Source organism: Leminorella grimontii ATCC 33999 = DSM 5078, from assembly GCF_000439085.1.
In the GTDB taxonomy this organism is placed as follows: Bacteria; Pseudomonadota; Gammaproteobacteria; order Enterobacterales; family Enterobacteriaceae; genus Leminorella; species Leminorella grimontii.
In genome coordinates, this window is record NZ_AUUA01000021.1 from 1 (window position 1) to 13,113 (window position 13,113).

Here is a 13,113-nt window from a genome sequence, read left to right on the forward strand (position 1 = left end):
AGTGTATCGGGCTTTATGGGATATCTGAAAGGTAAAAGCAGCCTGATGCTTTATGAGCAGTTTGGAGATCTAAAGTTCAAATATCGCAATCGAGAGTTTTGGTGCCGAGGGTACTATGTAGATACGGTGGGGAAAAATACATCCCGAATACAAGAGTACATAAAGCATCAATTGAAAGAGGATAAAATGGGGGAACAGTTATCGATCCCATATCCAGGCAGCCCGTTTACGGGCCGTAAGTAACCCATAGATGCAAATGTCAGATCGCGATGCGCCTGTTAGGGCGCGGCTGGTAGGAGAGCCTTATAGGCGCATATGAAAAACCTCCGGCTATGCCGGAGGATATTTATTTTTCCTTAAAATAGCGCCTGCCATTTATATAATTAGGAATGAAATAAACGGTAGGCCTGACTATTTACTCTTTGAATGAGAATGATTCTTCATTCTTTTTATTTTTTAGAAAATAGCCTATGCCTATAATAGGTACATACTATCTGAAAGATTTTTTATGAGTGCTATACTGTATGCATATTAAATAACACGCCAACGTTAAATGACAGCGAGGACACGGATAATGAGCACGGTTAAATCATTAAAATCAAAAGACTCCAAATTGGCATTCACTCGTAACGATGTGGCTGACAGCGTAAAAATTTCTTCAATCAAAGCGTTGAACCATATGGTTGCTCAGCTGGCCGATCTGGCGCTGGTTACCAAGCAGGCACACTGGAACATGAAGGGCGCTAACTTCATCAGCGTGCATGAGATGATCGACGGCTTCCGCGATACGCTGTTGGAGCATCAGGATACCTTTGCCGAGCGCGTCGTGCAGTTTGGCGGTACGGCCATGGGTACCCTGCAGGCGGTTGCGGTAGCGACCACGCTGAAGGCCTATCCGACCGATATCTATACCGTTGAAGAACACCTGAAGGCGCTGGCCGATCGCTACGCGGTCGTGGCTAATGAAATGCGCAAGGCGATCACCGAAGCGGAAGATGAGGACGTAGCGGACATGTTTACTGCGGCTTCGCGAGATCTTGATAAGTTCCTGTGGTTCCTTGAGGCACACCTGGCATAATAACCTGCTATCACCACATTGAAGGCTCCGACAATATTTTATTGCCGGAGCCTTTCTTTTATATGGGGCATCCAATCGATTCCTTAATCGTTTCCGTATTTTTTAGTTTTTCTTTTAATTTTGCGAAGTTAGGTAATATCGGCAGATATCTCAATTTATTTCTTTAGGGTAACTCCTTATTTCTTAATATTTGATCGCTTATTTCTCCCGTTATTTTGTAATGGCCTGATTTATTGTCTGATTTTTGCATATGGGATATTGTAGATCCACTATGCCTGTCGCCTATTTTCTTACGCTAACCTCCGATAAATAAGCTGCCTGAAAGCTTCATTTTCTTTTTACATTCATTTTTAATCCAAGAGAATAATATTATGGCCATATTCGATATTAAGGGGTACGACAGCGATACCTCTATTGACTTAATCAGACAGTCATTAATCATCAATAACTATACGTTTCGCAACCTGTATGAAGGGCTGCAGGAAGGCTATAGCCAGTACGGCATGACGCCTTCCGGGATTATACCGATGATATGGACCGGCGTTTTTGGCTCTCGCGATTCTCAAGGGCTGCTTACCTGGAGCGGTAAACCGGGCGCCGAAACCCGCAGCTATCAGGCCGTACAGGAGGCCGGATGGAAAAGAATTTCCGCCGACGACTTGCACTACTCAGGAAAAGAGGACAAGTGGAACGCCTTTGTCGGAGAGCATCCTCTATTTCGCGCCGCGCAGGCTGACGTGCTGGGGCAGTGGGATGCCGATGGCAATCTGACCAGGATTACCGTTGGGTTTCGCGGCGTCACCGGCGAGCGCGAAAATCTGATAGCCGACACGGTGATGGATATCGTCAACATCTATAACACCATTTTGAAAGATGACCCTGACTATATCCCCAAGGCGTTTGGCCAGCTTTTGGACGCCGTTGCGCAGTTTGCGAAAGAAAACGGGCTTGAAGGAAAAGACGTCACGTTTACCGGCCACAGCATGGGCGGTTCACTGGTCAGCAATATGGCCTCTCTGAGCGCTTCCGGCTGGGGCGGCTTTTTTAAGGACTCTCTGTATCTCGCCTCTGCGTCATCGCGCATTAACGATGAGGACAAGAGCGTGTTCAATATGGGGCTTGAAAACGACCCCGTCTATCGGGCGACGGACGGCGGCAGGCTGATGCTGTTTGATTCTCTGTTTGTGCACGATAAAGAATACGCTACCGCGATGGACAACGTCGTCAGCTTTCACGACCTCTATGCAGGCAAGGCGGGCCTGCTTAATCTGCTTCCATACAGCATTGCCAACTTTGCCCACTGGGTCGCGCATATGTCATTTTCCTATGAGGGGATGTTTAATGCGATCGTGAAATCCCGGTTCTATGACCTGACGGAGCAGGACTCCGTTATCGTCGTTTCCGCGCTGTCTAACGCAACGCGGGGCAACACGTGGGTAGAAGATCTTGCGGCAGCCTCTTCCAGCCATTACGGGCAAAGCGCGTTTATTCTGGGAAGTGAGTATAACGACCTGCTAAAAGGCGGCGCGTCCGGAGACAGGCTGGAGGGCTTTGGCGGCAACGATCGCATTCAGCCGGGCGAGGGCAACAACATCGTCGACGGCGGAGAGGGGCATGACGAAGTTATGCTGTCCTCTTCGCTGGCTTCCTACTCCGTGAGCCGGGACAGCGAAGGAACGGTCTATCTCTACGATGAAGAGCTGGGAACGATGAATACGCTGTATAACGTAGAGCTCTTGACCGACATGACGAGCGGTGACAGCTGGAAGGTAACCGGAAACGGACTGCTGAGCCAGGAAAAAGGGGCGAAGTTCAACTACTACGCCAATACGGCAAAGGGAACGGAGCAGGATGACGTCCTGACGCTGTCCGAAAAGGGGTGGATGTTTGGCGGTGATGGAAACGACAGGCTAACCGGCAGCAGCGAGGGCACGCTGTTCTACGGCGGCAAGGGAGATGACGAGATTTTCAGCCACGGTCACGATCGCTTCATATTTAATGAAGGCGACGGCAACGACGTCATTCATGGGTTTAGCGGAGGCGATCTCATTCAGCTGGTCGGTCTGAAGTCGGTGAAAAATGTCGATAGCCTGTTTGATAATGTGACCAGCGATGAACGCGGAGTGACGCTGCGCTACGGCGAAGGCAGTTCTCTGTTGTTAGTCAACGTGCAAAGCGATATGTTGATGCCGGAACAGTTCGTTTTTGTTTAACGAGCGCCGTATGGCGTAGCCTGTTGTTATCGGTGGCTTAAAGCCTCGGCGGCGGACGTGATGCCGGGGCTTTTTATAAGGAGAAACGTTGTGCAACAGCACTTTTATCGGCGGGCCAAGCCGCCGCATTTACGCCTGTCTATTCAGGAAGAGCGCGATGCGCCAGCCGTATTTGCCTTGGTTCAGGCCGAGCGGGAACGCTTGAGGAAAACGCTGCCGTGGCCTGATTCGGTGACGTCCGTCGAAGATTCTCTAAGAACCATCCGGCAAAACCGCATTCTGTTTGGTCAGCGGAAATCCGCCGTTTACCTGATCTTTTGGGATGACGAGCTGGCGGGCCTGGTATCGTTCAATACCATCGTTGGCAAAGAGGGCACGATAGGCTATTGGATAGCCTCGCCGTTTGAGGGCAGGAGCATAGCCTATGCCGCCGTTTCCTGCCTGATTGAATGGTACGCCGAGGCGGGCGCTATTGATTCGTTCATCATCCGCTGTTCGACGGAAAATGAGCGCAGCGCCAGGCTTGCCGAGAGGCTGGGCTTTCAGTTCCAAGACATCATGCCCAATGCGGAAAAGATCGGCGATCGCTGTCTGGACCACCGGGTATATCGTTTGCGCGTCGGCGCTGGGGTATAGCCAGAAAAGCGCTATTCCCCTTTAGCCAGCTTGGCTTCGACTTTAGCTATCAGATAGTCCTTAAACAGGGACAGGCGGGCGGGGTAGTGTTCGCGGCGTTTGTAAAACAGGTTAATGTCGAACGTGCTGGCCATATAGTTTTCCAACATGCTAACCAGCCGGCCCGAGGCGATATCTTCTGAAACCATTGACAGCGGCAGATAGGCGATGCCCGCGTGGTTGAGCGCCAGGCGCTTTAAGATTTCCGAGTTATCGCACTCAAAAAAGTTGGGGATGTTATAGATGCTCATCTTACCGTTAAAGAAAAACTGCCACTTGTTGCCGCCGACCAGGCTCTTTGAATATAGGCAGCGGTGGTTGAGCAGATCCTCGGGAGTATCCGGCTGAGGGTGCTTGCTAAGGTAGATTGGCGAAGCGACGGTAACCAGCGGTTCGCTGATAAGGCGTTTGCGCACGTCGGAAGAGTCGTGATCGATTTTTCCTTTATAGCTGGCGACGGCGCGAATGGAAAAGTCGACTTCGTCCACCAGGTTGACCGGGAACGGATTGATAAACAGCTTTACCTTTATTTTAGGATATTCGATCAAGAATTCGGAAATAATATCAACCAGATAGTCGGTAGCGAACAGCGGCGTAGAGGCAATGCGGATAAGCCCCACATAGTCGTTGCCGGTGCTGACGACCTCTTCAATCATTTCCCTGGCTTCGCGCGCCAGCGGTTCGAACTTTTCATACAGGTGCATCCCCGTCTGCGAGGGGGATACGCGTCGCGTTGAACGCTTGAGCAGGCTTACGCCCATCTCTTTTTCCAGTTCGGCCACCCAGCGGCTGGCAGCGGAAACGGAAATGTTGAACTCTTCGGCCGCCTTGCTTAATGAGCCGGATTTGACCACGGCGCAAAAGAAGATGATTTTATCGAACACGAAGGCTCTCCTATTTTATTGTTATTAGATGTATACACGTCACGTTTCCAAATTGCAGGCGCGTTGGCTGCGTTCGCTCACTTGAATTATTTAGTGTATAGATAGCGTTGCCGCCGAGTTATTAAGGGTACAAATTTTACATTCGATTTACTTTTAGTACATTTTGGTACATCACAAAATAAGGATAAAGGCCGATTGGCCAATGTCAATTGCGCAAAAAAACGGCCGCGTAGCGCGGCCGAAAGAACTAACGTTAAAGGTAATGTTTTGATCAGACGTTTTTAATAACGATTGCAACGCCCATGCCGCCGCCGATACACAGTGAAGCCAGGCCGAACTGATTGCCTCGGCGCTTCATCTCGTGGATCAGGCTAACGACGATGCGGCCGCCGCTGGCGCCCAGCGGGTGCCCCAGAGCGATGGCGCCGCCGTTAACGTTGGTATGCTCCATGATCTCTTCGATAGTGGTGTCGTGCTCAGCGGCCAGTTCGCGCAGAACGCCAAGAGACTGTGCTGCGAACGCTTCATTCAGCTCGATAAGCTCCATATCCTGCAGGCGCTTGCCGGCTTTCTTCAGCGCTTTAGAGATAGCCGGAACCGGGCCCAGACCCATCACTTTCGGATCGACGCCCGCCTGAGCATAGCCGACGATCTCGGCGATAGGCTTCAGGCCGTACTTCTCTACGGCTTCTTCGCTGGCGACGATAACTGCACAGGCGCTGTCGTTAAGGCCGGAAGCGTTGGCCGCCGTAACGGTGCCGCCCTCTTTCTTAAACGCCGGCTTCAGCCTTTCGATATCTTCAAGCGTCGTAAACGGCTTGATGTACTCGTCGGAATCAAACGTCACCGGGCCTTTGCGGGTTTCAAGCACGACCGGGACGATTTCGTCGCGGAACTTGCCCTGCTCCTGAGCGGCGGCGGCTTTTTGCTGGCTGGCCAGCGCAAAGGCATCCTGCTCCTGACGGCTGATAGAATGCTTTTCGGCAATGTTTTCAGCGGTCACGCCCATGTGGATGTGGTGAACGGAGTCGGTCAGGCCGTCAAGCAGCATGGAGTCTTCCATCATCATGCCGCCCATCTTCACGCCCTGGCGCACTTTGCTCGGCATCAGAAACGGCGCGGAGGACATGTTTTCCATGCCGGCCGCCATCACCATCTCGGCGTCGCCCGCTTTGATGTGTGAAGCCGCGTCCATAATGGTTTTCATACCGCTGCCGCACAGCATGTTAAGCGTGTAGGCAGGAACCTCATCGGGGATCCCGGCTCTGAGCGCCGCGTTGCGGCCCGGGCTTTGGCCCTGACCGGCCGTCAGTACGTTACCCACGATGGCTTCGTCCAGCCACTCAGGCTTGATGGCCGCTTTTTCCATGGTTTTACGCATGACCTGGCTTGCGATGTCGTAAGCCGGCATGGAAGACAGTGAGCCGCAGAAGTTACCGATAGCCGCCCGCTTGGCGGCAACGATGTATACTTTTCTCGTCATAAGTCACCTCGGTGTACGAATTACAGCGTCAGGCCGCCGTCGATTTTCAGGACTTGGCCAGTGATGAACTTGGCTTTTTCTGACGCCAGGAACAGTACGCCTTCGGCGATGTCTTCTGCTGTCGCCATGCGGCCCAGAGGCGTCTTCGCGTTGATGGCTTCCAGCACTTTTTCCGGCAGATCTTTAGTCATCGGGGTTTCGGTGAAGCCCGGCGCTACGCAGTTAGCGCGGATCTGTGCGCCCTTGCGAGCAAATTCTTTAGACCAGCCTTTGGTCATCGCGATAACGCCGCCCTTGGTTGCCGCGTAGTTGCTTTGGCCAACGTTGCCGTCGGTGCCGACCACAGAGGACATGGTGATGATGGAGCCTTTGCCGTTTTCAGTCATCAGCGCAACGATTGCCTGAGTCATGTTGAACACGCCCTTCAGGTTTACGTTGATAACGGCGTCCCAGTCTTCTTCGGTCATTTTGCCGATCATATTGTCGCGGGTGATGCCGGCGTTGTTAACCAGCACGTCGATGCGGCCGAACTCGGCTTTAACCTGTTCAACGAAGGCAGCGATGCCTGCGCGATCGCAGACGTTCAGCTTAGCCGGGCGCACGTTAGGGAATTGGCCTTCCAGATTTTTTAAATCCTGCTCGCTCATGTCGACGGCGAAAATCATGCCAGCGCCGGCTTCAGAGAACTTCTTGACGATTTCCAGACCAATGCCGCGGCCTGCGCCGGTAACCACACAAATTTTGTTTAACATCGCACTTCTCCTGTTAAAAATAAAAAGTAAGTCGGTTAGCGCCGCTTTCGCGATGGGCAAAAGCGGCGATTTCGGTTTATTTCAGCTGCAGGCCGATAGGACGGTCGTGGAACAGCGCTTCGTCCATCACTTTTAGATCAGGACTAATGGTGGGAACGAAATCCATCTTCGCCAGAACGTCGTTCTCGAGCGAAACGCCCGGAGCGATTTCAATCAGCTCTAGCCCCTGAGGGATAAGGCGGAATACCGCGCGCTCGGTAATGTACAGCACGGGCTTCTTGTTTTCGTTCGCCGTTTTGGCAGAGAAGGTGATCTGCTGAACCTTGTCGATAAACTTGTTGATTTCACCGTCTTTGTTGATAGAAAGCTTGCCGTCGGCAACCTGAATATCGAACTTGCCGGCGGTGAAGGTTCCGCAGAAGAACACCTCTTTGGCGTTCTGAGTAATATTGATAAAGCCGCCGCAGCCGGGGATTTTAGTGCCAAAGCGGGAGACGTTGAGGTCGCCGGTTTTGTCACATTCGGCCAAGCCTAAGAACGCCTGATCGATGCCGCCGCCGTCGTAGAAGTCAAACTGCTGGTCCTGAGTGACGATGGCTTCCGGATTGGCCGATGCGCCGAAGCTAAGGCCTCCAGCCGGCGTTCCGCCGATGGCGCCAGGCTCTACCGTCAGGTTCAGCTCGGAGGCAAGGCCTTCTTCCGCCACCACGGCAGAAATGTATTCCGGCAGGCCTATACCTAAGTTGAGGACGGCCCCGCGCTTAAGCTCTTGCGCAGCGCGGCGTGCAACCACCTTTTTAGCGTCCAGCTTGATAGGCTGAACTTCTTGTTCGACCTTCGGCGTCAGGCGGCAGTAAGCGTCATTTTGCTGTTCGGCAAAGGTCTGCATGTGGTCGGCTTCGTTTTCTACGACAACTACCATGTCTACCAAAATGCCAGGAATGCGTACGCTTTGCGGTTCCAGCGTACCGGCTTTAACTTTGCGCTTCACCTGAACGATGACGCGCCCGCCGTTGTTTTTCACCATTTGAGCGGCCGCCAGGTTCTCTACGAACAGGCATTCGTCTTCCATAGATATGTTGCCGTTTTCATCGGCGGTCGTGCCGCGAAGCAGGGCAACGTTGGCGTCCAGGCGCTTATAGAACAGATACTCTTTGCCGTGGATAGTGATAACTTCAACCCAGTCTTCTTTGGTTTCCTTGTTGATTTTCCCGCCTTCAATGCGCGGATCGACAAAGGTGCCCAAGCCTACGTGGCTAAGCGTTCCGGGCTTGCCGGCGGCGGTATCGCGCATCAGGTGTGCGATAACGCCCTGCGGCAGGTTATAACCGGTAATTTTCCCTTCGTTGGCCAGCTTTTGCAGCCTGGGGATCAGCCCCCAGTGGCCGCCGATGGCGAACGAGACTAAACCTTCTTCAGCCAGGTTGTTAACCGCTCTTTCAGCAGAGTCGCCTTGGCCGGCAGCAAAGTAGAGGGAAAGATTGCGTGGGTGGCCTTCGCTTCTAAAGCGGGAACCGATCGCCTTTTCCAATGCTTCCGGCACCACGGCGCCGATGAAGCCGCCGAGCACCAGCCGGTCACCGTCCTGAATGGAGCGGGAGAACTCGTCAAGTGAAACAAATTGAACTGCCATATCGTTATCCTTTTAGCCTTATGTCCTGAAAATCAAACCAGTCCGGTCATGTAGTAGACGGCGATGATGAAGAACACTGCCATCGTCTTGATGCAGGTAACGGCAAAGATGTCTTTATAAGATTCTTTGTGGGTCAAACCGGTAACGGCCAGCAGCGTGATAACCGCGCCGTTGTGCGGCAGGGTGTCCATACCGCCGGACGCCATGGCGACTACGCGGTGCAGCACTTCAGGGCTGATGCCTGCGGCGTGAGTGGCCGCCAGCAGCTGATCGCCCATTGCGGCAAGCGCGATGCTCATACCGCCGGAAGCGGAACCGGTGACGCCGGCCAGTGAGGTAACGGTAATTGCGGCGTTGACCAGCGGGTTCGGGATGCTGGTCAGCGCGTCGCGGATCAGCATAAAGCCAGGCAGCGCGGCGATAACGGCGCCGAAGCCGTATTCGGATGCGGTATTGACTGACGCCAGCATGGCGCCGCCGATAGCGGTCTTGGTGCCTTCAGCAAAGTTTTTCTTAACGACTTTAAACGCGGTGATCAGTACAAAAATGATGCCCAGGATCAGCGCGGCCTCAACGGCCCAGATGCCGACGACGGAAGGCACTTTTGTTACCAGCGGCTCTTTCAGACCGGGCAGATCGACAACGTGCTGAGCGCCGTACCACATCGGGATAAGCTTGGTAAACGCCATGTTGGCTACGCCGATAAGAATAAGCGGCGTGATGGCCAGCCATGGAGACGGCAGATCGCTGGTGTCGACCGGAGCGGGTTCGTTCAGCAGGTTGGTGCCGTAGCCTTCGCCTTTACGGATGGCAGTACGCAGACGCCAATTGAGGTAAAGCATACCGACGCAGAAAACGAACACCGCACCGAGGCAGCCCAGAATAGGCGCGGCCAGCGTAGTGGTACCGAAGAACGTGGTCGGGATAATGTTTTGAATCTGAGGCGTACCGGGCAGGGCGTCCATGGTGAATGAGAACGCGCCGAGGGCTACTGCGCCGGGGATCAGGCGCTTGGGCAGATTTCCCTGACGGAACATTTCTGCGGCAAACGGGTAAACGGCGAATACGACCACAAACAGCGATACGCCGCCGTAGGTCAGCAGGGCGCAGACGATAACGATAACCATGATGGCGCGTTCACGTCCAACCCACTTAATAACCGCGGCAACGATGGACTTGGAGAAGCCCGACAGCTCGATGACTTTACCGAAAACGGCGCCGAGCAGGAATACGGGGAAGTAAAGCTTGATAAAGCCGACCATCTTATCCATGAACAGGCCGGAGAATACCGGCGCTACGGCGGCGGGCTGGGTCAGTAAAACGGCGGCGAGGGCGGCAATGGGTGCAAACAGGATGACGCTATAACCGCGGTAGGCGGCAAACATCAAAAAGCACAGTGCGCCGAGAACAATGATGAACTCCATCGATACGTTTCTCCTCAAACAAAATAGGGTAAGGTTTTAAATTTTTTCTGACGAGAAGATGAGAAATAGAGGGATATTTCTTTCCGCTTGGCTTTATTTGTTCTTTCTTCGTCAGAAAGATAAATAGTCTTTTGACCTGTGTTAAATATTTTTCAGGGAAAAAGGTGACTCCCTGTGGATGCGGATATTAATCAGCGTTCTTCCATCAGTAAACAACCATTACTGCAATAAAGCTACAGAAAGGGTTTTGTTAACAATTAAAATAAATGTTAAATATCAATTGGTTGATTGTATTTTTGATAATGCTGAATCGTTTTTATTTTCCAGCTATGGAAAATCATTTTTGCATAAATGGAATTGCATAACTGGGAAATAGATTTTTGCCAACGAGCAAGAATCTAATATTTCAATGAGATAGATGAATTCATGTTATTTATCTATTTTATATTATTAATGGTGGAAAATAATAGCTTATAGAATTTAAATTTCTTTATTTTTTTATGGTTTTTATTTTTGGTTTTTTTATAGAGAAGTGAGCGTTTTTTTATATAACGGACATTATATGTGATCTTTATCACGTAAAAGTCATATTTAAGCGGCGAATTGAAGTCGGCGAAAGAGGCCGATGCGAGATGAACCCTGTTGATAAAAATAATGCGCCGCGGGCGCATTTCTGGCTTTACTCCTCTTGAATGAGAGGATTATAATTTTCCCGCTTCAGTAAGCCTACCTGCTGCGGGTGTAGTTCAATGGTAGAACGAGAGCTTCCCAAGCTCTATACGAGGGTTCGATTCCCTTCACCCGCTCCATAAAATATTCAATAAAATAAAATGATTATGTAACTTACTGGTTAAAAAATAACTAAAAAAAACACCGTGCATGCACCACAAATACGCTAAATGACACGTTTTTCGGCTCGTGACATTATCAAAAAGGTCGCGTGCCATTTTTTTTAGCAACTATAAAATAGTTAACTTTTTCTGAGTCTGGCCGTCTTACTCTTTCAGATAGCGGCCATAGTGTTTGAAAAGCATTTCGGGCACTATGGCCCGTTTGAGACGAAAGCCAAAACGGGTTTAGGCTGCGTTAATGTGCATAGTCGCGAACGTATGGCGGGTTTGGTATTGATTCCTAACCCATTATTCCATGGCACGCAATTGGATGAATAGTCGAAGGACATACTGAAGATCCTGTATGGGAACTCAATTTCATCAAGCCGCCTTGTCTCAAAATTATCGTTTATGATGTAGAACCGTTTTTCGCTGAGGTAGCCAAGTCTTCAGTACGTAAAGAGCTGTGGCAATCGCAAGAATACTTTGGCGAAATTGCATAACGTGGATGTATTTACTTAATGTTGAAAATATAAGGAGTTTTAGCGTGTTGATAAAGGGAAAAACAATAAGAACTGCGTTCCTCATGACTATAGTTGTTTCCGGTCTTTATGGGTGTACGAACGGCATACCAAATTATGCTTTTAGATCAAGATACGAAATCAAGGAAATAGAACAGAAGGATGTAGCCAATGCGGAGATCCAAGGGCGACTCGCTTTAAGTTATAAAAATTTGCCCGGAGAAGAATTACAAATAGATTCATTAAGGCTAACGCAAAAATTTGTGAATGGGGGAAATACAGCAATTTATGCATTTCCCGTAACGCTCACTAACGGCGAAACGATTATAAAGATACCTGTTTATAATGATTATACATTAGAGAGCATCTCCATAACATTTAACTATAGGAAAATAAAAGATAATTCTATCAATTCCGCGCAGGCCGACATTTATATTAAGAATGATTCGTCTTGTCAGAAACCGGGATGCACGGACATAACCTGGTGGAATAAGGATAAATTTCACAATAATGAAAAAATTATTTTCCAGAAAGGCCTGATCGCGAAAGCTAATTTTAAAAGGAAAGATACTTTTTTTATCAGGGCGTCCAGTGTGGGTGTTATAACCAAGTAATAGGATCATTTTTTTAACCGCCACTTTGCCGGCTTGATCATTAGGCGACGTTGGGGGTTGTAGATGAGTGATAGTGGCTCCGGTGATAATAGGCCATAGCTTCATAGAATTTCCTTTTATATGTGCGTGTTATATGTGTGTAGGAATTTAAGTGCAGCGTACTTGACTGACTCTTCGTTTAATAACGAAATACAGATAGATTCGTACTTATTGGGTGAGCTATTCGCGAGAGAATCTCCCCGCCCTCAAGGGCGGGGAGACGGTGAAATGCGGGCCGTCGTTAAACTTTCCGCCCTACAAGCTGGATTATATTGAAATAGTCACCGGCCCCGGCCTCCATAATGGGCACCATCATTTCCTGCGCCATTTCGCACTCCATAAACTCATCCCACGACTGTTGGCATGAATCCATTTCACGAAGTTCGATAAGCTCGATGCCGGTCTCTTTTTCCCACAGCGTTCTCCACCAGTCGCAGGAGTAGAAATACCAGTCCGGCGTCCAGAAGGGTTTAACCACTTCAGGCAGATTGCCCTCCGAGTAGTCTCCAATAAACCCCGGCACGGCGACGGATATCAGGCCGCCTTTCTTCACGAAGGGCAGCAGCTTTGCCAGCATCTCGTCGTTACCGCCAAAGTACTGATAGGCATCCACGCTGACAATCATGTCAAAGTACTCGTGGGCAAACGGGATCTCCTTGGTGGCGTCCACCAGCAGGGGAAAAATTTTCGTATCCAGCCCCAGGCCTGCGAATCTTTCCGCATTTTCCGTCGGAGAGATCCACAGGTCGGCGGCGAATACCGTAACGTCGTATTTTTCCGCCAGCATAATGGAAGAGATGCCCTTCCCACAGCCCAGATCCAGAATGCGCATGCCTGAGGTCATGGGGAGCCGGTTTGCCATTTCTTCCGCAATGCGCATGGCGTTCGGGCCCATCATTGTGTCCAGAAGAAAAGCTTTGTCATAGCCGTCGGTAAAAGGGGTACTGATAGTCATATTTATCACCTG

General features: G+C 50.6%; 11 protein-coding genes and 1 tRNA gene. 5 read left to right on the forward strand and 7 right to left on the reverse strand.

Features of this window, described 5'->3' with window-relative positions; all coding sequences use genetic code 11:
- The 4 genes from G544_RS0116530 to G544_RS0116545 form a co-directional block, all read left to right on the forward strand.
- Positions 1-243 (forward strand): IS200/IS605 family transposase (locus G544_RS0116530; protein WP_027274778.1); only part of this gene is annotated, 243 nt, incomplete at its 5' end.
- A gap of 331 nt (positions 244-574) precedes the next feature.
- Positions 575-1,078 carry a DNA starvation/stationary phase protection protein Dps gene (dps, locus tag G544_RS0116535; protein ID WP_027275625.1) on the forward strand — a complete coding sequence of 168 codons (504 nt, stop codon included), beginning with the start codon at positions 575-577 and terminating at the stop codon, positions 1,076-1,078.
- Between the two features lie 371 nt (positions 1,079-1,449).
- Positions 1,450-3,291, forward strand: coding sequence for a polyurethane esterase (locus tag G544_RS20855; protein WP_051155806.1), 1,842 nt, complete (start codon positions 1,450-1,452; stop codon positions 3,289-3,291).
- 90 nt (positions 3,292-3,381) lie between these two features.
- Positions 3,382-3,927, forward strand: coding sequence for a GNAT family N-acetyltransferase (locus tag G544_RS0116545; RefSeq protein ID WP_027275626.1), 546 nt, complete (start codon positions 3,382-3,384; stop codon positions 3,925-3,927).
- An 11-nt stretch (positions 3,928-3,938) separates the two neighbouring features.
- Here G544_RS0116545 and G544_RS0116550 read toward each other — a convergent pair whose 3' ends face one another.
- The 5 genes from G544_RS0116550 to G544_RS0116570 all read right to left on the reverse strand — a co-directional run bounded on the left by G544_RS0116550 (position 3,939) and on the right by G544_RS0116570 (position 10,142).
- Positions 3,939-4,850: a LysR family transcriptional regulator gene (locus G544_RS0116550; RefSeq protein WP_027275627.1), complete on the reverse strand. Its 912-nt coding sequence runs from the start codon at positions 4,848-4,850 to the stop codon at positions 3,939-3,941.
- A 271-nt stretch (positions 4,851-5,121) separates the two neighbouring features.
- Positions 5,122-6,333, reverse strand: coding sequence for an acetyl-CoA C-acetyltransferase (locus tag G544_RS0116555; protein WP_027275628.1), 1,212 nt, complete (start codon positions 6,331-6,333; stop codon positions 5,122-5,124).
- A 20-nt stretch (positions 6,334-6,353) separates the two neighbouring features.
- On the reverse strand, positions 6,354-7,085 hold the full coding sequence (gene fabG, locus G544_RS0116560; protein WP_027275629.1) for a 3-oxoacyl-ACP reductase FabG: 732 nt from the start codon (positions 7,083-7,085) through the stop codon (positions 6,354-6,356).
- A 76-nt stretch (positions 7,086-7,161) separates the two neighbouring features.
- Positions 7,162-8,718, reverse strand: coding sequence for an acyl CoA:acetate/3-ketoacid CoA transferase (locus G544_RS0116565; RefSeq protein ID WP_027275630.1), 1,557 nt, complete (start codon positions 8,716-8,718; stop codon positions 7,162-7,164).
- Positions 8,719-8,750: 32 nt separating this feature from the next.
- Positions 8,751-10,142, reverse strand: coding sequence for a GntP family permease (locus G544_RS0116570; RefSeq protein ID WP_027275631.1), 1,392 nt, complete (start codon positions 10,140-10,142; stop codon positions 8,751-8,753).
- A 735-nt stretch (positions 10,143-10,877) separates the two neighbouring features.
- Between G544_RS0116570 and G544_RS0116580 the strand changes: the two genes are divergently transcribed.
- Positions 10,878-10,951, forward strand: a tRNA-Gly gene (locus tag G544_RS0116580).
- A gap of 898 nt (positions 10,952-11,849) precedes the next feature.
- Here G544_RS0116580 and G544_RS22235 read toward each other — a convergent pair.
- Both G544_RS22235 and G544_RS0116590 read right to left on the reverse strand, forming a co-directional pair.
- Entirely contained in the window at positions 11,850-12,212 is a 363-nt protein-coding gene (locus G544_RS22235; RefSeq protein WP_134388964.1) for a hypothetical protein, read from the reverse strand.
- 175 nt (positions 12,213-12,387) lie between these two features.
- Complete coding sequence (locus G544_RS0116590) at positions 12,388-13,101, reverse strand: SAM-dependent methyltransferase (protein ID WP_036024393.1); 714 nt, start codon at positions 13,099-13,101, stop codon at positions 12,388-12,390.
- Positions 13,102-13,113: the final 12 nt, after the last annotated feature.